12 protein-coding genes are annotated in these 21408 nt (G+C 70.2%); 4 read left to right on the forward strand and 8 right to left on the reverse strand.

Annotated elements, in window-relative coordinates:
* Positions 1-41 precede the first annotated feature (41 nt).
* Complete coding sequence (locus HUW53_RS03315; protein WP_237344313.1) at positions 42-10139, forward strand: autotransporter outer membrane beta-barrel domain-containing protein; 10098 nt, start codon at positions 42-44, stop codon at positions 10137-10139.
* Positions 10140-10199: 60 nt separating this feature from the next.
* On the opposite strand, the gene HUW53_RS03320 is transcribed toward HUW53_RS03315, so the two are convergent.
* From HUW53_RS03320 to HUW53_RS03335, 4 genes are read right to left on the reverse strand one after another with little or no spacing between them, the layout of a single operon-like run.
* Positions 10200-11033, reverse strand: a complete 834-nt coding sequence (locus tag HUW53_RS03320) for an ATP-binding cassette domain-containing protein (RefSeq protein WP_370877766.1) — start codon at positions 11031-11033, stop codon at positions 10200-10202.
* Positions 11033-11935 carry an aliphatic sulfonate ABC transporter permease SsuC gene (ssuC, locus tag HUW53_RS03325; protein ID WP_237344314.1) on the reverse strand — a complete coding sequence of 301 codons (903 nt, stop codon included), beginning with the start codon at positions 11933-11935 and terminating at the stop codon, positions 11033-11035. Before ssuC ends, HUW53_RS03320 begins: the two co-directional genes overlap by 1 nt.
* Positions 11936-11967: 32 nt before the next feature.
* Positions 11968-12936 (reverse strand): sulfonate ABC transporter substrate-binding protein, encoded by a 969-nt coding sequence (locus HUW53_RS03330; RefSeq protein WP_237344315.1) that lies wholly within the window; start codon positions 12934-12936, stop codon positions 11968-11970.
* A 31-nt stretch (positions 12937-12967) separates the two neighbouring features.
* Positions 12968-13507 (reverse strand): flavin reductase family protein, encoded by a 540-nt coding sequence (locus tag HUW53_RS03335; protein ID WP_237344316.1) that lies wholly within the window; start codon positions 13505-13507, stop codon positions 12968-12970.
* Between the two features lie 202 nt (positions 13508-13709).
* On the opposite strand from HUW53_RS03335, the gene ssuD reads away from it, so the two are divergent.
* Positions 13710-14909, forward strand: coding sequence for an FMNH2-dependent alkanesulfonate monooxygenase (ssuD, locus tag HUW53_RS03340; RefSeq protein ID WP_237344317.1), 1200 nt, complete (start codon positions 13710-13712; stop codon positions 14907-14909).
* A 91-nt stretch (positions 14910-15000) separates the two neighbouring features.
* Positions 15001-16491 carry an FAD/NAD(P)-binding protein gene (locus HUW53_RS03345; RefSeq protein WP_237344318.1) on the forward strand — a complete coding sequence of 497 codons (1491 nt, stop codon included), beginning with the start codon at positions 15001-15003 and terminating at the stop codon, positions 16489-16491.
* Positions 16492-16556: 65 nt separating this feature from the next.
* Here HUW53_RS03345 and HUW53_RS03350 read toward each other — a convergent pair whose 3' ends face one another.
* Positions 16557-17408: an NADPH-dependent oxidoreductase gene (locus HUW53_RS03350; protein WP_237344319.1), complete on the reverse strand. Its 852-nt coding sequence runs from the start codon at positions 17406-17408 to the stop codon at positions 16557-16559.
* A gap of 174 nt (positions 17409-17582) precedes the next feature.
* Positions 17583-18314, reverse strand: coding sequence for a TetR/AcrR family transcriptional regulator (locus HUW53_RS03355; protein WP_237344320.1), 732 nt, complete (start codon positions 18312-18314; stop codon positions 17583-17585).
* A 148-nt stretch (positions 18315-18462) separates the two neighbouring features.
* Between HUW53_RS03355 and HUW53_RS03360 the strand changes: the two genes are divergently transcribed.
* Positions 18463-19683: an amidase gene (locus tag HUW53_RS03360; RefSeq protein WP_237344321.1), complete on the forward strand. Its 1221-nt coding sequence runs from the start codon at positions 18463-18465 to the stop codon at positions 19681-19683.
* A 3-nt stretch (positions 19684-19686) separates the two neighbouring features.
* Here the strand turns inward: HUW53_RS03360 and HUW53_RS03365 are convergent, their stop codons facing one another.
* Together HUW53_RS03365 and HUW53_RS03370 are read right to left on the reverse strand one after the other, a co-directional pair.
* On the reverse strand, positions 19687-20232 hold the full coding sequence (locus HUW53_RS03365) for a glutathione peroxidase (protein ID WP_237344322.1): 546 nt from the start codon (positions 20230-20232) through the stop codon (positions 19687-19689).
* A gap of 167 nt (positions 20233-20399) precedes the next feature.
* Positions 20400-21314: a hypothetical protein gene (locus HUW53_RS03370; RefSeq protein ID WP_237344323.1), complete on the reverse strand. Its 915-nt coding sequence runs from the start codon at positions 21312-21314 to the stop codon at positions 20400-20402.
* Positions 21315-21408 lie beyond the last annotated feature (94 nt).

Below are 21408 nucleotides of genomic sequence, written 5' to 3' on the forward strand. Positions count from 1 at the left end.
CCGCGTCCGGCCCGAGCGGCTCCAATGCCCATGACACGTGCATGGACAAGCCCAGCGATGGTCAGCCGGGACAGCCTGGCACCAGCATCAATGCCACGGTGTCCTACTCCGGCGTTTCGGGCAGCACCTATGATGGAACCCTGGTGGCCGCCAGCTCCACGGGCGGCGCCGGCGGCGAGGGCGGCTCGGGCGAGGACTGCGGCTATAGCGGTCGTGGCGGCGGCAGCGGCGCCGTCGGCGGTGCGGTCACGGTGGACACCAGCACCCTCGCCGGAACCTATGCCTTCAGCGCGACCGGCATCGTCGTCTATTCCAAGGGTGGCCAGGGCGGCCAGGGCGGCAGCACCAGCTCGACGGCCTATAGCGGCGGCGATGGCGGCGCGGGTGGAAATGGGGGCGCGGTCAACGTCACCACGAACATGCCCATCTCGGCGCTCGGCGCCAGCTCCTACGGAATATGGGCGCAGAGCGTCGGCGGCCAGGGCGGCAACGGCGGCAATGAGGACAGTTCCCTCAGCAGTGGCAACGGGGGCGACGCTGGCCCGGGCGGTGCCGGCGGTACCGTCTGGGTGACCGCGAACGCGGCGGTGTCCTCGCAGATGGTCAGCGCCGTCTTCGCCCAGAGCATCGGCGGCAACGGCGGCGGATCCGGTTCGTCGTCGGCCTGGTTCGGCGGCACCAGCGGCGGCGGCGGCTATGGCGGGGACGGCGGGGAGGTCGCGGTCACGACCTCGGGCGGTCTCGCCACCACCGGCCAGGGATCGTTCGGCATCTACGCCCAGTCGGTGGGCGGCGGCGGCGGCAATGCCGGCGTGTCGGCCGGCCTGGTGGCGCTCGGCGGCGCCGGCGGCCCGGCGGGCTATGCCGGGGAGGTCGGTGTTTACAACTCCGGCAGCGTGCAGGCGACCGGCGGCTCCTCGGGGGGCATCTACGCCCAGTCGGTGGGCGGCGCGGGGGGCTCCGGCGGCATGGCCTTCAGCTCGTCGGCGGCGCTTGCCGTATCCGTCGGCGGCACGGGGGGCGGCGGCGGCGACGGTAACTTCGTCCAGGTGGAGAACTCGGGAGACATCTGCACCGGCAGCTGCGATGGCTCGGCGGTGCCCACCTCCTCGGCCGGAGGCGCCTTCGGCATCTTCGCCCAGTCCCTCGGCGGCGGCGGCGGCTCGGGCGGCTTTGGCCTGTCGGGCTCGGCGTCGCTGGTGGCGGGGGCGTCGGTCGCCCTCGGCGGCTCGGGCGGCGATGGCGGCGATGGCGGCAGCGTGCTCGTGCTCAACACCGGTTCCATCTCCACGGTGGAGGCCAATTCCGCCGGCATCCTCGCCCAATCCGTGGGCGGCGGCGGCGGCAATGCCGGTGGCGCGCTCGCATTCGACCTCTCGGGCGGCCTCTCGACCAGTTTGAGCCATGGGGGCTCCGGCGGCTCGGGTGGCGCGGGCGGGATGGTGGCCACCAACTGCGTTCAAAAGACCGATGTCTACATGACGGGCGGCTTCGCCTGTTCCACGCTGGACCTGAGCGCCCGCTATCCGGATGCCAAGATTTCCACGCAAGGCGAGGGCTCGCCGGGCATCGTCGCTCAGTCCCTCGGCGGTGGTGGCGGCGCCGGCGGCTATGCGGTGGCGCTGTCGGGCTCGACCAGCGGCAGCTTCGCGCTGGCGTTCGGCGGCTCCGGCGGCTCCGGCGGCGCGGCGGGGACCGTCTTCGCGGGCACGAACGGCATGCAGATCACGACCGCCGGCGATGATTCGCCCGGCGTCATCGGCCAGTCCATCGGCGGCGGTGGCGGGGCGGGTGGCGCGGCGGTGTCGAGTGCCGTCTCGGCGGGCTTCACCCTCGGCCTGTCCGTGGGCGGTAGTGGCGGGTCCGGCGGCGCCGGAGACACGGTCGAAGGCCTCAATCCTGGCGGCGTCATCACCACCTATGGGGAGCGCTCGCATGGCATGTTGCTGCAGTCCGTCGGCGGCGGCGGCGGCGCGGGCGGCGCGACCATCTCCGTGACCGCGGGCGAGTTGCCGAACCTGTCCCTGTCGATCGGCGGCACGGGCGGCTCCGGCGGCGCGGCGAGTGCCGTCGCCGCGATCAACAGCGGCGACGCATCCAGCACCTCCGCCGGAACGCTGCTGGCCGAGAAGATCGCGATGATCGCCTCGGGCGAGATGGCCGAGATCGAGGAAGCGATCGAGAGTGCGCGCGTCGTAGACCCGCAGCCGATGGTCTACACCGAGCCGAGCCCGGCCGTGGAAACCTCCTCCTCCGCGCAGGAAAGCACCAGCGGCACCGCCACGGCCACCGCGGCCTCGGCGACCCAAACGGTCGCGTCCGGTTCCTCGGCCATCACCACCTATGGCTTCGGCTCGAGCGCCATCGTCGCCCAGTCGATCGGCGGCGGCGGCGGCGTCGGCGGCTTCTCGATCTCGGGCGATGCTCTGTCGCCGGTGAGCGTCAGCCAGAACATCGGTGGGGTCGGAGGCGCGGGCAACGCCAGCTCGCTCGTGTACGTCTTCAACACCGGGCAGCTCGCGACCTATGGCGGCGGTGCGCCGGTTCTGCTCGCCCAGTCGATCGGCGGCGGCGGCGGCTCCGGCGGATTTTCCGCCTCGGGCGACATCGGCGGCGAGGCCGGAGTCGCCGTCGCCGTCGGCGGCGGTGGCGGCGCCGGAGCCGCCTCCGGCAACGTGGTGGTCCTCAATTACGCCTCCATCGTTTCGGACTCCGCGACGACGGGCAACGCGCCGGGCCTGCTGGCCCAGGCGCTGGGTGGTTCGGGCGGCAACGGCGGCTTCGCGGCGGGGGCATCGCTGTCGAATGGCAGCGTCGCCATGTCGATCGGCGGCGGCGGGGGGGCCGGCGGCAGCGGGGGGCCCGTCGTCGTCTACAATGTCGGGACGATTCAAACCGTCGGCCCGATGTCGTCCGCCCTGGTGGCCCAAAGCCTCGGCGGCGAGGGCGGCACCGGCGGGTTCAGCGTCGCCGGCAGCGTCGGTGACGACGTCAGCGTGTCCGCGAGCGTCGGTGGCGGTGGCGGCAGCGGCGGCAAGTCCTATGGTGTCACCGTCTACACGACGTCCGTCACCACCTCGGGGGATCAGTCGGCCGGCGTGGTGGCCCAGGCCATCGGCGGCGCCGGCGGCGCGGGCGGCTGGGACGTGGCCGGCACGATCGGCAGCGACGCGGCGGCCGCGCTCAGCCTCGGCGGCGCCGGCGGGGCCGGCGGATCGGTCGAGACCGTCACGAGGGTCGAGGTCTCGGGCAACATCTCCACCGACGGCCTGCTCTCGCCCGGCATCGTTGCCCAGTCCATCGGCGGCAACGGCGGCAATGGCGGCATCAGCGCCAGCGGCGCCGGGAGCATGGATATTGCCACCACCGTGGCCATCGGCGGCGGCGGCGGCTCGGGCGGGGGTTCGAGCAGCGTCACCGTCGAGATGCCGGGCACCATCACCACGCAGCAGGCCCAGTCCATCGGCATTCTCGCCCAGTCCATCGGCGGCGGCGGCGGCTCGGGTGGCGCGGCCTACGCGGGCTCCTATGCGGTGGGCACGTCCAACGAGATGTCCATCGGCGATGCCTATGCGTTCGGCGGTTCCGGCGGTTCCGGGCAGACCGCCGGCGACGTGAGCATCACCGCGGCGAGCATCTCCACGCAGGGCCAGTTGTCCATCGGCATCCTGGCGCAATCCATCGGTGGCGCCGGCGGCAATGGCGGCACCAGTATCTCGGAGAGCCTGTCCGGGGTCCGCGTGGACCCCGAGGTGAAGCTCGAGGGCTATTCGATGTCCCTCGCCCTGGGCGGCTCCGGCGCCTCAGGCGGTGACGCGGGAACCGTGACCGTGACGCAGGCCGGCACGATCCAGACCGGCACGGCCCCATCCGGCTCAGCCACGGTCCTGACCGATCTGGCGCCCGGCATCGTCGCCCAGTCCATCGGCGGCTCGGGCGGCAATGGCGGCGCCGCGCAGTCCATGTCCACGGCCAGCGAGATTTCCCTTTCGGTGGCGGTGGGCGGGGGCGGCGCATCGGGCGGCAAGGCCGGCATCGTGACCGTCTCCTCGAACGTGGGCCGGACCAGCGGCGGCGTCGTCACCTATGGCACCCAGTCGCCGGTGATCCTCGTCCAGTCGGTGGGCGGCGGCGGCGGCAACGGCGGTGCCGCCCAGTCCTACAGCCAGTACAGCAGATACACCTCCAACTACACGGCGCAGCTTGCGATCGGCGGTTCCGGCGGCGGTGGCGGCGACGGCGGCGCGGTGAACGTGAACACCGGCGGCACGCTCTTGAGTTACGGGGATTATTCCACCGCCGTCTTCGCCCAGTCGGTGGGCGGGGGTGGTGGCAATGGCGGCACCAGCACCACCGGGTCGAACAGCCTGCTGACCGGTCCGGCGCTGGAAGCCATCTTGTCGGCGGCGGGTGCCGGCGCGACGGCGGCGGCGGCGACGGCGGACGTGTCGTATGTGGCGGCATCGTATCTCGACAGCATCGCGTCCTGGACCAATTCCAAGTCGAAGAATGCGACCGCTGCGTCGCTGTCCATCGGCGGGGCGGCGGGCGAGGGCGGCAACGGCGGCAATGTCGCCATCGCCTCCACCTCGGCCATCGGCACCTCGGGGGCGCAGTCCAGCGCCATCTTTGCCCAGTCAGTGGGCGGCGGCGGCGGCAATGGTGGCGACGGCGTGTCCACCAGCTCCACCGGCAAGACCTTCGGCCTGGCGATGAGCATCGGCGGCTCGGGCGGCTCGGGTGGCGATGGCGGCAGCGTCGCGGTCACCTCCACCGGCAACATCCAGACCCTCGGGACCCAGGCCATCGGCATCTTCGCGCAATCGGTGGGCGGGGGAGGCGGCAACGGTGGCTCGGTGGTCAGCACCGCCAAGGGCGCCTATTCCAACAGCACATCCATCGGCATGCGCGGCACCTTCGCCATGGGCCTCGGGGGCTCCGGCGGCGATGGCGGCACCGGCGGCGCGGTCTCGGTGATCGCCGGCGCCGCAGGGAAAGACTATTCCTACATCAACACCCTCGGGGCGTCCGCGTCCGGCATCTTCGCGCAATCGGTGGGCGGTGGCGGCGGCAGCGGAGGCCAGGCCCACGTTGCGACCAAGACCTCGATCAAGGTCAAGCTCAGCGCGAAGCAAACCACCGCCTACACCGCTCTGGGGATGAACTTCGTCGGCAACCTGACCGGGCTGAGCTCGGAAACCGGGGTCGCCGCGGACGGCAAGAAGGGCTCGACCTCCTTCACCGACCTGCTCGGTGTTGGTGTGGGTCTGTCCATCGGCGGCTCGGGCGGCGTCGCTGGCCCGGGCGACAGCGTCAACGTGACCAATTATGCGGTCATCGTCACCGGCCTGTCGCTCACCGACGGTTCCGTCGCCGAAGAGAGCCCAGACAATTCCCCCGCCATCTTCGCCCAGTCGGTGGGCGGGGGCGGCGGCAACGGCGGCTCGACCCATTACGGCACGTCGTTCAACCAAAGCAGCGTGTCGATGTCGATCGGCGGCAATGGCGGCAGCGGGGCCTATGGCGGCGACGTCACCGTGAACACCCAGGGCTCGCTGGTGACGCTGGGCGCCAATTCCGGCGCCGTGGTGGCGCAATCGGTGGGCGGCGGCGGCGGCAATGGCGGCAACAGCTCCACCACCTATGGCGGCCTCGCCACCGCCTCCCTCGCCCTGGGGCTCGGGGGATCGGGCAGCGGCGGCGGCAACGGCGGCTCCGTGATCGTGAATGTGACGAGCGGGGTGGATGCTTTCGGGGTGACGCCGGGCATCTGGACCTCTGGCGCCCAGTCCTATGGCATCCTGGCGCAGTCGGTGGGCGGCGGTGGCGGTTCGGCCGGATCGTTCACCGGCTCCAACACCGAAGTCTACCAGGACGTGACCGGCCAGGGCGGCTATTCGACCTCGGCCACCATCGGCTCGGCTGCCGTCACCGACAGCGGCGTGGCGGTGGCGGTGGCGCAGGGGTCGGCGGGGGCCGGGGGCTCCGGCGAGATGGTCACCGTGTCGTCCGACACGCCCATCACCACGGCGGGCGACCTGGCGGCGGGCATCGTCGCGCAGTCCCTGGGCGGCGGCGGCGGCGTGAGCGGCTCCGGCGCCACCAACACCGCGAGCTCATTCTATCTGGTCAGCCTCACCCTGGGGGCCTCGGCATCCACTTCCGGGGCCGGCGGCAATGTCGCCATTAACCAGGGCGGAGGCGCGGTCACCACGGCGGGCGATCTCGCCTATGGCGTTGTCGGCCAGTCCATCGGCGGCGGCGGCGGCATGACGGGAGACGTCAGCTCCACCACCTCCGCGACCGGCAACGTGCTGCTTGACATGACCCTCGGCAGCTCGGGCGGCAGCAACCTCGATGCCGGCGCCGTCACCGTGTCGGTGGAGGGCCGCATGGTGACCACCGGGACCGGCGCGAGCGCGGTGGTCGCCCAATCCATCGGCGGCGGTGGCGGCATCGGCGCCAGCTCCTATGAGAGCGGCTTCGACGCCGAGGTGAGCAAGGCCCTGGTGCTGGGCGCATCGGGCGGGGAGGGCGGCGATGGCGGGACGGTCAGCGCCACGGTCTCGCAAGGCGCCTCCACCGCCGGCGCCAACGCGCCCGCCGTCGTCCTGCAGTCGATCGGTGCGGGTGGGGGCTTGGCCACCTCCTCGACCTATGCCAGCGCGGCATCCAGTTATGGCGCGGCGGCGACCGTCGTGGCGCTCGGTGCGGCCACCTCGACGGCTGGCAATGGCGGCGCGGTGACGCTTTCCGTCACCAACTCCGGGACCAGCATCGCCACCACGGGCGCCAATTCCTTCGGCCTCGTGGCCCAGTCCATTGGTGGTGGCGGCGGCCTCGCTCTTTCCACCACCGCGGGGGCGACCGGCAACAATGAGGCTCAGAACCAGATCTCGCTCCAGGGCGCGGTCGGGAGTGCCGGGCTTGTGACCGCCACCTCGGCGGCGACCCTCTCCACGTCCGGTCTGGGCGCGACCGCCTATCTGGTCCAGTCCATCGCCGGCGGCGGCGGCGCCACCGGCACCTATGACGTGCTGAACTCCGGCACCAGCTATTCCGTGCCGTATTCCAGCACGATCACGTTCGGCAGCACCAGCGGCGAGGGGGGAAACAGCGCGGGCGCCACGGTCTCGAACACCGGCAACATCTCGACCACGGGCCTTGCCGCCCATGGCCTGGTGGTCCAGTCCATCGCCTATGGCGGCGGCCTGGCCACGTCCGGGGTGAGCCTCACCGGAACCGTCTCCGACTTCACCATCGCGACCCAATTGGGCGGGGCGGGCAATCTCTACGGGGCGGCGGGCGCTGTGAGCGTGTCGTCGTCGGGCAAGGTGACGACCGCCGCGCGGGCGGCGTTCGGCGTGGTGGCGCAGTCCATTTCCGGTGGCGGCGGCCTCAGCCTCGTGGCCATCAACGCGATGGGCTCCTCCAGCAGCGTCGACGGCACGGAGAGCCTGCGGCTGGGTGCCACCAGCGGCAGCAGCAGCGGCGCCGGGGCGGTCACGGCCACGGTGTCGGGGTCGGTGACCACCAGCGACAAGAAAGCGGCGGCGGTGATCGCCCAGTCCATCGGTGGCGGCGGCGGCATTGGCGGCTGGATCGTCTCCAACGCCAGCACCAGCGTGAGCGGCAGCCAGACCCTGGGCGGCGCCGCCGGCGGCAACGCCGGCTCGGTCACCGTCAATTCGTCGGCCGCCCTCTCCACCGCTGGGGATTATGCCATCGGCATCCTGGCGCAGAGCATTGGCGGCGGCGGCGGCTTCTCCATCTCGCGCGAGACCACCACGCTCGGTGGCACCGGCGGCGGCGTGGGCAATTCGGTGAACATCACCAGCTCGGGCGCCATCAAGACCACCGGCGACGCGGCCATCGGCATTGTGGCGCAATCCATCGGCGGCGGCGGCGGCCTGGCCTTGGCCAGCAACACGGCGACCCTCGGCGGCGGCGGCAATTCCGGCAATTCCGGCGCGGTGACGGTGAGCACGAGCGGGACCATCACCACCTCGGGCGAGAACGCGTTCGGCATCCTCGCCCAGTCCATCGGCGGCGGCGGCGGCGCCACCCTGGGCAATGGCAATACGGTGGCGGCCAAGACGCGGGCCAGCACCGGCAACGGCAACAATGTGAAAGTCACCGTGGGGGCAAAGATCACCACCACCGGCGCGGGCGCGTCCGGCGTGGTGGCGCAGTCCATCGGTGGCGGCGGCGGCCTCGTCATGACCGGGAACGCCGTGGTGATGGAGCCCGCCGCCGGGGGATGGGGCAGCTTCGGCACGGTGACGGTGAACGTGAACGCCACCATCTCGGCCACCGGTTCCGGAGCGAGCGGCGTCATCACCCAAAGCAAGGGGGACCCGGTGATCGTGGTCGTCTCCGGCGTGTCGGTGACGGGCGGCGCGGGCGGCACGGCCATCACCAGCGACGGGCCGGAAACCCACATCACCAACCATGGCACCCTGTCCACCACGGAAGGCGCCGATGGGCTCGCCATCAAGGTGAGCAGCGGCTACGCGGACATTGTCACCGGTGGCACCATCCTCGGCAATTTCGATCTGGAGGCCGGGGCGGCCAACCGGGTGCAGAACCTGGCGGGCGGCACGATCCTGGCCGGCAGCTCGCTTGATCTGGGCGGAACCGGCGTGCTCGTCAACGCCGGCACCCTGCGGTCGGGCGCCTCGAGCTTGGGCACCACGACCATCGACGGCAACCTGGTGCAGACCAAGACCGGCCTGCTCGTGTTGCGGGCCGATCCACTCTCGACCCGATCGGATGGGCTGACGATCACCGGCAGCGCCAGCTTGTCGGGCAAGGTTGAGGGCGTCGTCTCCGATCCGTCCGGCATCACTGCGGGGTCGTTCGACCACACGATCCTGACGGCACAGGGGGGACTGACGGTTTCAAACCTCCAGGCGACCGGTGACACCGCCATTCTTGATGTCTCCGTGGCGCAGTCCGGCAACAGCCTCACGCTCGGCACCAAGGTGGACTTCACGCCGTCCGGCCTCTCCCCAGGCGGCCAAGTGATCGGCGCCTTGATCGGTCAGGTTCAGGGGCGCGGATCGTCCGCTCTGTTTGAAGCCGTGGTGCCCGAGCTCCTGGGCGTCTCCAGCGTCGCCGCGCTCGATGCCGCCTATGACAAGGTGGGCGGCGGCGCGGTGTCCATGGTGCCGCAGACCATGATCAATGCCGCATCCGCGTCCATCGCCGGGGTCACAAACCAGCTCGACCGGTGGCGGATGGGCCTGCGGCCTGCCTCCACCACGGGCGGTGGCGCGCCGGCCGGGGCGCCGGAGGACGCCGAGGGCGCCGCCGCGGCCGCCCGCTATGTGTGGGCGGCGTCGGCCGGCAGCATCACCAGCGGTGGAGGCTTGTCCGGCGCCGCGTTCGGCGGCAGCGTCGGCATCGACGGGGTGGCGAGCGACCTGCCCCTGCTGCTGGGCGCCGCCGTGACGCTGTCCAGCAGCAGCCTGTCGGCGGACGACCAGAACGCCAGCGTCACGACCAATTATGGCGGCGCCAGCCTCTACGGCGTCGCGACGGCGGGCGCGGCCTACGTTTCGGCCATCGCCACCATCGGCTATGCGCACGCGGGCTTCGACCGCTCCTTGTTTAACCTCAGCTTTTCGGCCGACACCGGCTTCGACGGGACGATGTTCGGCGGCCGGGTCGAGGCCGGCTACCGGCTGGCGCTGGCGGGCATCGGTGCGAACCTGACGCCGTTCGCGGCCTTCCAGCCGATGGGGCTTTGGCTGGGTGGGGGGGCGGAGACGTTCGGCATCCTGGGACGTGGGCTGAGCTATGAAGCCTCGACCGTCACCGCGCTGCCGACCTTTCTCGGCCTCCAGCTCGACGGGGTGTGGACGGCGAGCGACGGGCGCCTCTACACGCCCTATCTGCGGGCGGCCTGGATGCATGACTTCAGCCCGGACCGGGACGTGTCGCGCGCCTTCGCGGAATTGCCGTGGGCAACCTTTTCGTCCACGACCATCCCCACGGTGCGCGACGCGGCGGACGTGCACGCGGGCATCCAGTTCCTGGTCGGCCCGAACATGACCCTTTCCGCCGGCCTGGATGGCCAGATCGCGCAGGGATATTCCACCGTCGGCGCCAGCGGCGCCTTGCGCATCCGCTGGTGATGCGCCGCGTGGGCTGACCCAAAGGCCCGTGAGGCAAGCTCATGGGCCTTTGGCATGATTCTAGACCGCGGCGAGGATCTGCTCATGCAGGGCGCCGGCCGCGGCGCTGCTTTCGCGGCGGGGACGGGGCAGATCGATCGGCAGATCGAGCGCGATCTCGCCTTCGCGCAGCACGATCACGCGATCGGCGAGCGCGACCGCTTCGGTCACGTCGTGGGTGATGAGGATCACGGTGAAGCCGCGCTCGCGCCAGATGCGCTCGGTGAGCGCGTGCATCTCGATGCGGGTGAGCGCGTCGAGGGCGCCGAACGGCTCGTCGAGCAGCAGCACGGCGGGATGGCTGACCAGGGCGCGGGCCAGGGCGACGCGCTGCTTTTGTCCTCCTGAAAGCACGAACGGCCATTCGTGCCCCCGGTCCGCGAGCCCCACGTCGTGCAGCGCGGTCCGCGCGGTCTCCTGCCAGCCCGGGCCGCGGGCGATGCCCACATTCTGGAGAATGCGCTGCCAGGGCACCAGCCGGGCGTCCTGGAACAGCAGGCGCACCTGCGGCACCAGGCCCGACACCTTTTCTCCGCCCACGCTCACGGTGCCGGCGGTGGCGGGTTCAAGCCCCGCGACAAGCCGCATGAGCGTGCTTTTGCCACCACCCGAGCGCCCCACCACGGCGAGGAACTGGCCGGCGGGGATGTCGAGATCAAGCCGCCGCAAGACGGGGCGCTCGCCGAAGGCCTTCACCACCCCGTCGAGGCGCACCGCCGCCCCGTGCCAGCCGCGGATCGCGGACGCCGGCTTGCGAGTCTCTCCCTGGACTGTCTCTTGGGCTGTCTCTTGGGCTGTCTCTTGGACTGTCTCTTGGGCCGGGAACGCAGCGGCATTCGGCGCAAACACCTCCATCATCGGGCGGCCTCGCGGTTGCTGGCATAGGCGGGGTGCCAGGCGAGCGTGCGCTGCTCGAGGGCGCGGGTCAGGCTGTCGGCGAGCTTGCCGAGCAAGGCGTAGGCGATGACGCCCAGCACCACCACGTCGGTTTGCAGGAACTCGCGGGCGTTCATGGTCATGTAGCCGATGCCGGAGGTCGAGGAGATGGTTTCCGCCACGATCAGCGTCAGCCACATGATGCCGAGCGCATAGCGCAGGCCGACCAGGATCGAGGGCAGGGCGCCCGGCAGGATGACGCGGAAGAACAGCGGGGCCGGCGACAGGCCATAGACCCGCGCCATTTCGATCAGCCCGCGATCCACCGTGCGGATGCCATGGAAGGTGTTGAGATAGATGGGGAAGGCAACGCCGATGGCGACCAGGAAGATCTTTGCTTCCTCATCGATGCCGAACCACAGGATGACCAATGGAATGATGGCGAGATGGGGCACGTTGCGCAGCATCTGCAAGGTGGAATCGAGCGCGGTTTCGGCCGGGCGCCACATGGCGTTGGCCACCCCGAGGGCGAAGCCGATGCCGCCGCCGATGGCGAGCCCGATCAAGGCGCGGCGCGTGCTGACCAGGATGTTCGAGACAAGGCTGCCGTCCTGCAAGGTGCGCCAGAAGGCGAGGCTCACGTCGCTGGGCGCCGGCAGCACCCGCGACGACAGGAGGCCAAGGCTCGCGGCCGTCTGCCACAGCACGATCACGGCCAGCGGCAGCGTCCAGGGCAGCAGCGCGGGGCCGAGACGGCCCAGCGCCGCGCGGAAGCCCCGAAGGAGGGGGCCAGGCTCCGGCTTCTCCCGCGGAACATCGCCGGAGAAGCCGGGTGGCTGGAAGGAAAGAGCGCCCTCGGAGGGCACGAAGGATTCGGCCATTGGGTCCTCCTCGGGAGGGGGTCAGGATCGGGTCAGGATTTCGGCGCCCGCACGGCGTCGGAAATCTTGATGGGGGCGGGAATGAGCCCGAGCTTGTGGAAGGCGTCGGCGACCTGTTGCTGCTGCGACGTGATCTCCGGGGTCAGCGGCTTCACGTCATATTGCTGACGGGACAGGGCAACCTCCAGGATCGGGGCGGGAATGCCGATGAGGGGCGAGAATTGCTCGGCCGCCGCCTTCGGGTTGGCCTTGGCCCAGGCGCCGATCTCGGCGACCGCGCCGAGCAGCACGTCCACCACCTGCGGCGCCTTTTCCACGAAGCTCCGGGTGGCGAAATAGAATTGGTAATTGGAGACGACGCCGGTGCCGTCGGCCAGGATCCGGGCGTCGACGGTCTTCTCGGCGGCGGCCTGATAGGGGTCCCAGATGGCCCAGGCGTCCACCGAGCCGCGCTCGAAGGCGGCGCGGGCGTCGGCGGGGGTGAGGTAGGCGGTCTTCACGTCCGCATAGGGCACGCCCGCCTTCTCCAGCGCCTTCACCAGCAGGTAATGCACGTTGGAGCCCTTGTTGAGGGCGATGGTCTTGCCCTTGAGGTCGGCCACGCTCTTGAGCGGGCTGTTCTTGGGTACGAGGATCGCCTCGCCGGTGGGGGCGGCGGGCTCATAGCCCACATAGATCAGGGGCGCGCCGGCGGCCTGGGCGAAGATGGGCGGGGCTTCGCCCGTATTGCCGAAGTCCACCGCGCCGGCGTTCAGGGCTTCCAGAAGCTGCGGCCCGGCCGGAAACTCGCTCCACTTCACCGTATAGCCCAAAGGCTTCAGCTTCTCCTCCAGAAGACCTTTGTTCTTCAGGAGGATGAGGGTGCCGTACTTCTGGTAGCCGATGCGCACCACCTTGTCGTCGGCCGCGGCCGGGGTCGTAAGGGTGGCGCCGAGGGCGAGGGTCAGCACGGCGCCGCCGGCGACGCGCGCGAGGGTCCGCCGGGAAAGGGAGAGGAGCATGGGTGTTCTCCGGAACGTGAGGGTGCGCGGATCAGGCGCCGAGGTTGTGATAAGCGCCGGCCCAATAGAGCAGCGGCTCGGCCGTTTCGGTGACGCGGCTCGCCAGCACGCGGCCGACGACGATGGCGTGGGAATGCCGCTCGATGATCTCCTCAAGCTCGCAATCGAAGGCGGCCAGGGCGTCGGCGAGTACCGGCGTGCCGGTTTCGAGACGGGTCCATTCGGCGCCCTGGTAGCGCTCGGGGCCCTTCAGCCCGCCCTTTCCGGCAAACTGGTCGGCGAGCGGCTGGTGGTGCGGGCGCAGCACGTTGATGGCGAAGCTGCGGTGCGCGGTGAGGGCCGCCATCGAGGACGAGGAGCGGTTGACGCAGATGAGAAGGGTCGGCGGTTCCACCGAAAGTGAAGACACGGAGGTGGCGGTGAGGCCGGTGCGGCTTTCGCCGGCGCCCACGGTCAGGACGCTGACCGCGCCCGCAAGCTTGCGCATGGCGCCCCGAAAGGCCAGCGCGGCGGCCGACGGTTCCGAGGGCGCGGCGGGGGTGACGCGGGCCGGAGAAGAATGAGCATTCATGCGGAAACCTCCTGGGGCGAGGGCGGAACGCAAGACGGGGGCGTTCGGACATCCCTCTAAAAACATCGATTAACTGTACTTAAAATCATAGACACCGGATTATATGTGGTCAATAAATTCCATGAATTTAGTTGTCTTGTGTGCGGCCGTCTTTGGCCCGTCGCGGCAGCGGGCCCGCGGCGCCCGTCCTGGAGGTGTTTCGATGGCCGATGCCGGCGCCCAGACCTCGCTCGCCCCCGCCAGTGCAGCCAATGTGCTGTGGTTTTTGCCCACCCATGGGGATGGCCGCTATCTCGGCACGTCCCAGGGGGCGCGGGAGGTGGATTTTGCTTACCTTAAGCAGATCGCCCAGGCCGCCGACCATCTGGGCTACTATGGCGTTCTGATTCCCACCGGCCGCTCGTGTGAGGATTCATGGATCGTCGCCTCGGCCCTTGCGGGTTTCACCGAGCGGCTGCGGTTCCTGGTGGCGGTGCGGCCCGGCCTGCTGGAGCCGGCTGTGGCGGCGCGCATGACGGCGACCCTCGACCGCATCTCGGGCGGGCGCGCCCTTATCAATGTGGTGACCGGCGGCGACCCGGTGGAAAACCGGGGCGACGGCTTTTTCGCCGATCATGCCGAGCGTTACGAGATCACGGCCGAGTTCCTGGATATCTACACCCGCCTGCTGCGGGGCGAGGAGGTCGATTTCCAGGGCAAGCATCTGAAGGCGGAGGGCGGGCGACTGCTGTTTCCGCCGGTGCAGCAGCCCCATCCGCCGCTGTTTTTCGGCGGTTCCTCGCCGGCGGCCCATGAGGTGGCGGTGCGGCAGGTGCAAAAGTATCTGACCTGGGGCGAGCCACCGGCGCAGGTGGCGCGCAAGATCGCCGATCTCAAGCCGCGCGCGGCGGCGCTGGGGCGCGATCTCAGTTTCGGCATCCGCCTGCACGTGATCGTGCGGGACACCACGGCGGACGCCTGGGCGGCGGCGGAAAAGCTCATTTCCCATATCGACGACGCCACCATCGCCGACGCCCAGAAGGTGTTCGCCCGCATGGATTCGGAAGGCCAGCGGCGGATGAGCGCCCTACATGGCGGGCGCCGCGACAAGCTGGAGGTCAGCCCCAATCTGTGGGCCGGCGTGGGCCTCGTGCGGGGTGGGGCCGGCACCGCTTTGGTGGGCGACCCGGACACGGTGGCCGCGCGGATGAAGGAATACATGGCGCTCGGCATCGATACCTTCGTGCTTTCCGGCTACCCGCACCTGGAGGAGGCCTACCGGTTCGCGGAGAGCGTCCTGCCATTGCTGCCGCTCGCCGACGAGACCGGCCGCCCGAAGGCGGTGACGCATCATCGCGGTCCGTTCGGCGAGATGATCGGCAATGCGTTCGCGCCCGAGGGGCGCCGCGCTTCCGCATCCTGATGAGGCGCGGACACGTTTTCGATCAAGGCGGCTGGCATCTGGGACGTCCGGCGCCGGCGACGGCCCGGCGTCGGACACATGGAGACGATGCATGCTGAATGCGTGGCGTGACGTCCGGACAGTTCTGGTGGTGGGGGGCGGTTTCAGCGGCGCCCTGTTCGCCCTTTCGGCGGCGGCCCGGCCCGGACTTCGGGTGGTCTTGATCGAGCGGGAGCCGATCGCCGGGCGCGGCCTCGCCTATGGCGCCTGCGACAGCCTGCATGTGCTCAATGTCCCGGTCTCCCGCATGGAACTGGGGCTGGAGCCGGGGTTCGGCCCCTGGCTCGCGGAGCGGCCGCAGGCGCTGGCCTCGGCGCTCGATGAGGCGGACGGCGATCTGTCGCGGTCCTTCGTCGCCCGCCGGCTGTTCGGGGTCTATGTGGCGGAGCGGCTGGAGGCGGTGCTGTCCCGTCCGCAGTCGCCGCTTACGCGGGTGCGCGGCGAGGCGGTGCGGGTGGAGGAGAAACCGCAGCCGGCGGTGGTTCTCGCCGACGGGCGGCGGTTCGAGGGGGACGTCGTGGTGCTCGCCACCGGCAATCTGCCGCCGAAGCCGCCGCGATGCCGGGACGCCTGGTTCTATGACACGCCGCTGTTCGTGCCCGATCCCTGGGCGCAGCGGGAGCTTGAGAGCGTGCCGAAGGCCGCGCCGGTGCTCTTCATCGGCTCCGGGCTCACCATGGTGGATGTGGCGCTGAAGCTCGCGGCGAACGGGCATCGCGGACCGCTGTTCGCGGTGTCACGGCATGGATTGTTGCCGCATACCCACTTGCCGCCCGCCGCCGGGCAGGATGCCGCGGGCGCGGTCGCCATAGACCTCGATCTGGCCGGGGCGAGGCCGGTCGAGGTTTTGCGCCGGCTGCGCGCTGCGGTGCGCCGCGCGCGCGCGGCCGGCGCGCCCTGGCAAAAGGTGATGGATGCGGCGCGTCCGCACCTGCCCAGCATCTGGAGCCAATGGACCCTTGTGGAAAAGGCGCGTTTCCTGCGCCACGGCCGGACCTTCTGGGACGTGCATCGCCACCGTATGGCCCCGCGCATCGCCGCCGGGCTCTCCGACCTGTTGGAGAGGGGCCAGCTTCAGGTGATCGCCGGGCGCATCACGGGGTTCCGCCGGGGGGAAGTGGAGGGGCGCGTCGGCGTCCATGTGCGTCCGCGCGGCGGTGGCGTCGACACCGTGCTGGAGACGTCCGCGGTCGTGAATTGCACCGGGCCGCGCTCCGATTTCGCCGAGATCGGCATTCCCGTGTTCGCGGATCTGCGCCGTTCCGGGCGTTTGGTGCCTGACGCCCTGGGTCTTGGTATCGAGACCCGCGATTGCGCGGTGGTGGACCGGTTCGGCAGCGCGAGCCCGTGGCTGTTCGCCGTCGGCCCGCTGACCCGTCCCGCATGGTGGGAGATCACGGCGGTGCCCGAGGTCGCGGTGCAGATTCACCGGCTGGTGGAGCACCTGGCGCAGCCGGTCGGGGTCGGCTTCAGGGGACGGGATGGCGTGCCTCGGGAGGGAACGCTGCTCGAAGACTTCATCCACCTGGGCGAGGGCATCTGAGAGCCGGCATCGGACGCCGCCGGCTCAGGTCCGGCGGCGTTCGGGCCTTGCCGGTCCGGGTGCTGTCAGCGCAGGCCGAAGCCCAGGGCGGTGAGCGCGGCGCGCATGCGATCGCGCCCGCTCAGGGACTGCGCGCCGCGCACGCGGTTGAGCGCGGTGCCCGCCCAGCCGACCACCGGCATGTTCTGGTCCTCCTGGAAGGCCTTGAGCGCCGATTCATAGGCGTCGAGGGCGTCCTGCGGCAGGCTTGCGTCGTAACGCTCGCGGTGAACCACGAGCCGCTGCGACAGGCGCGGCTTCACCTGAGCCGGGCGGTCGGGGTCCGGATAACCCACGCACAGGCCGAACACGGCGAGCACGTTCGGCGGCAGGCCGAGCAGTTGCGCGGCCTCCTCCGGCCGGTTGCGCAAGGCGCCGATAAAGACCCCGCCGAGGCCGAGGGATTCCAGCGCCACCAAGGCGTTCTGTGCCGCCAGCGCGGCATCGATGAGGCCCACGAACAGGGTTTCCAGGAAGGCGAGGGCGTCCGTGGGCGCGCCCGCGCGACGGCCGATCTCCTCAAGCCGGGCAAGGTCCGCGAGCCACACCAGCACCAGCGGGGCTTCCGCCACATGCTTCTGTCCGCCGGCGATCTCGGCGAGGCGGGCCTTGGTCTCCGGCTTTTCCACCGCCACCACGCTGAAGACCTGGAGGTTCGACGACGAGGGGGCGGACTGCGCCGCCGCCGCCAGGGTCTCGATCACCCCTTCCGGCAGCGGGCGGGCCGAGAAGGCGCGCACCGAGCGGTGGTTGAGGAGCCCCGCGATAGTCTCCGTGAGCAGCACGCCCGCCGGCGCCTCGTCGGCACCGTAGCGGGCGTCGAGCAGGGCCCGCGCGGTGTCTGTCGTGGTCCGGGACTGGGTCTGAGTGGGGGCCATGGGCGTTCTCCGGGATAGTTGGCGGCGTGGTCCCGCCTCAGGCTTTGATGGTACCACGCGCGGGCGCCGGCTTGCACTGCCGGAGGGGGCGGGCGCACGTCGCCCACAGCGGCAAAGCCGCGTTTTTGTCCTCGGGCAATGGCCGCGCGCGCCGCAACGGGGGCGCCTCCGGCCTCAGGCGATGGGTGGCTTGGCGGCGGGCTTAGCACGCCGTTTGCGGGTGGGTGCGGGCGTAGCCGGGCGTGGCGCGGTGAGATAGAGCCGCACCACATCCACCATCTCGCCCCGCCGCCCGGCGACCCAGTCGGGATCGGCCAGATCGAAGCCGAACAAAGCCGACAGGGTGGCGCGCTGCGCCACCGGCGTGATGGCGAGCGACAGGATGGTGATGTAGAGGTCCGCCGCGTCCGGCCGGATGGTGAAGACCCTGTCCGCGACACCCTGCGCCAGCAGCGCATCGATGGTGTCGAGCAGCGGGCGCACGGCGGCGTTCAATTGCGGCATCTGGCGGGCAAAGGCGGCGTCGGCCATGTTCTCGTTGCGGATGATGGCGACGAAATCCGGCGTGTCCTGCACATAGTCGAAGGTGAATTCCACGAGCCGGCGGATCCCCTCCGCCGGCGGCAGGGCGCTGAGGTCGAGCCCCTGCTCCAGCGCCCGCAGATGGGCGTAGGTGGCCTCCAGCACGGCGCGATAGAGGCCCTCCTTGTCACCGAAATAGCGATAGATCATCTGCACATTGGTGCCCGCCGCGCGGGCGATGGCATCGACGCGCGCGCCGGCAAAGCCTGCATGTGCGAATGCCGCGCGGGCGGCATCGAGGATGCGGGCGCGGGTGGCCGCCGCATCCCGCTTGCGGGGCCCGGCATGGGCGGCAGGAGGCGTTGGGGGATCGGGAGGCTGCAAGCTGGGGTCTCGACGGTCGCGTGGCACTCTCGACATATATGCAAAAATTTACTTACATGTCATCGGGACACCCGCGCCGTGTCGCGTCGGCGGTGTCCCGGTCGCCCGCTCGGGCGGCCGTCTTTCCATCGTTGTTCCGGGTTCCGCCATGTCCGCTTCCACCGCCACGCTCCATGCCGATGCTCTGCCTGCGGGGGAGGATCGGGTCGGCGCCTTTCTGCCGGGTCCTCGTGTGGAGGTCGCAGGGGCGACCGAAGGGCCGCTTGCGGGGCTCACCTTCGCGGTGAAGGACGTGCTCGATGTGGCGGGCGTGGTCACCGGCAACGGGCATCCGGCGTGGGCGCGCACCCACGCGCCGGCCGCCGCCCACGCGGCGGCGGTGCAGCGCGCGCTCGATGCCGGTGCGCGGCTCGTGGGCAAGACCATTTCCGATGAGCTCGCTTATTCGCTGACGGGGGAGAACGTGCATTACGGCACGCCCCTGAACAGCGCTGCGCCGGAGCGGGTGCCGGGGGGCTCGTCCAGCGGCTCGGCGGCGGCGGTGGCGGCGGGGCTGGTGGATTTCGCGCTCGGTTCCGATTGCGGCGGATCGGTGCGGGTGCCGGCCAGCTATTGCGGCCTGCTGGGCCTGCGCCCCACCCATGGCCGGGTGCCGGCCGCCGGCATCGCGCCGTTCGCGCCCAGCTTCGATTGCGTGGGCTGGTTTGCCCGTGATCCGGCCGTGTTCGCGGCGGTAGGCCGGGTGCTGCTGGGCGAGGACGGCCCGGTGGCGCTGCCGCGCCGCCTGCTGGTGGCCACCGATGCCTTCGCTTTGCTCAGCGACGATGTGCGTGCCGCCCTCGCCCCCGCTTTGGCGCGGGTGGAGCGCGCGGTGGCGCCGGCCGAAGGGGTGGTTCTGGCCCCCGAGGGGCTCGCCGCCTGGTCCGCCGCGTTCCGCGCGCTGCAGGCGGCGGAGATCTGGCAGAGCGTCGGCCCCTGGGTGGAGGCGGTGCGGCCGGAGTTCGGACCCGGCGTCGCCGAGCGCTTCGCCGCCGCCGCGCGCCTCGATCCCGCCGTAGTTGAAGCGGCGCGCCCGGTGCGCCGGGCCGTGGTGGCGCGCACCTCCTCCCTTCTCGCGGAAGGCACGGTGCTGGTCCTGCCCACCACGCCGCGCAGCGCCCCGCTCAAGGGCTCGGCGGCGGCGGATACGGAGGTGACCTATCGCCACCTTGCCATGAATCTGCTGTGCACCGCCGGCCTTGCCGGCTTGCCGCAGGTTTCCCTGCCGCTGGCGCAGGTGGAGGGGGCGCCCCTCGGCCTTTCGCTGGTGGGGCGGCACGGCAGCGACCTGGAGCTGGTCACCCTCGCCACCGCGATCTGCGCGGCCTGAGCCTCAGCCCGCCAGGGCCGCGTCGAGGGCGCGGGCGAGGCGCGGATCGTTGGGCGCCACGTCCGGGGAGAAGCGGGCGGCCACCCGGCCGTCACGGTCCACCAGGAACTTCTCGAAGTTCCACAGCACGTCGCTTTGGGAGGCGCGCATCACGCCGCGCTTGGCAAGCCGCTCGCGCATGCCATCGGCGCCCTCCGCCAGGGGCATAGCTTCGGTGAGCGCGTCGTAGAGCGGGTGCCGGGTGGGACCGAGCACCGAGATCTTCGTGAACATGGGAAAGGTGACGCCGTAGGAGAGGGAGCAGAAGGCGGAGATGTCCGCCTCGGTGCCGGGCTCCTGGGCGCCGAAATCGTTGGCGGGAAAGCCCAGGATCTCGAGCCCCTCGCCCTGGCGCGCGGCATAGAGGGCCTGGAGCGCCCCATATTGCGGGGTCAGGCCGCATTTGGAGGCGACATTGACGATCAACAGCACCTTGCCGCGAAACGCACCCAGGGTGGCGGGCGTGCCGTCGATGCGGGTCAACGGGATGTCGTAGAGCGCGTGCGGCATGGCAGGGATCCTTGGGTCGGGCTTTCGGGGCTGATTGAAGGTAGAGCATTTTCATGGCGGGCGGGAGGCGGTGTCGAAACAAGGCTGAACCGGGCCTGCGCCGGCTCGGGCCTCGTGCATGCACTGGTCGCCGGCCGGTGGAGCAGGGCCCGCGCTGAGCCCGCTTCTTACGCTTCGGCAGCCCCCGTTGCCGGCCCCTCCGGCAGCGGTTTCAATTGCGCATACGCCACCGACAAGAGCGCGTATCCGATGATGGCCTGAATCTGAGAGATCAGGGCAAGACCAAAGAAGATCAGAATGCTCAACGCAATGGTGAGCAGCGACGGCGCCAACCCGAACCCGGGCAGCCCCACCATCTGTACCATCGTGATGGGAAGTGTCATCGTGGGCAGGACTATGAGGGTCAGGGACGCGACCGACAGCAAGAGGGAGACGCCCACGATCAGCAGGTTGGCGGCGAGAAGACGCCATGTGTTGCCACGGCCCATGCGCCAGACATCGCGCCAGCGGACCGGCTGCCCGATGGCCCGTGAGGGCAGGCGCAACGACAGACGCAATGTCATGGCTATCGTCAGCAAGACGACGATGGGCATGGCGATGAAAAGCAGGACTCCGCCGAGGCCGGGCTTGCCCCCGAACGCAAGAGTGAAGATCGCCACGACGACGCCTAAGCCGAGAAGGAGGCCGAATAGCGCCATGAACGCGATGGCGAGGCTATCGAACGCATAGCCGAGGATACGCCCTGGTCCCCGGCCGAGGGTTTGCGCGTCAAGCCGGCAGGGGCCACGCCAGATCTCGTGTTGAGTCAGGATCGCGAGTGAAAAAAGTAGGAGGAGAGAAATAATAATATTCAAAACAAAAGTTGATACTGTTATTATATTTGTCGCGAGCGGTGACATAACGTTGTATTTTAGGTCAAGTTCAATAAAAAGTTTAGAAACATATAAAATAAAAAAGTGTCCCGCAATGAAAATTGCTGCATAGACAAGCAGGAGCCTCCAGTGCCTCAGGCAGATTGTCTTGCTCCATCGCAGTGTCAGTTTGACCGTCTCAAAAACCGGAAGCCGCCCTGCTTCGCTCATGACATCGCTCTGGTGGGGCCGCGGTCGAGGGGTGCGGCGGTGGCCCCTCAACCGTCGCGCGCAGCGCTTTAGCGCAACCTGCGGTGAACGTCGA

The sequence above is a fragment of the Xanthobacter agilis genome (genome assembly GCF_021730435.1).
Taxonomy (GTDB): Bacteria; Pseudomonadota; Alphaproteobacteria; order Rhizobiales; family Xanthobacteraceae; genus Xanthobacter; species Xanthobacter agilis.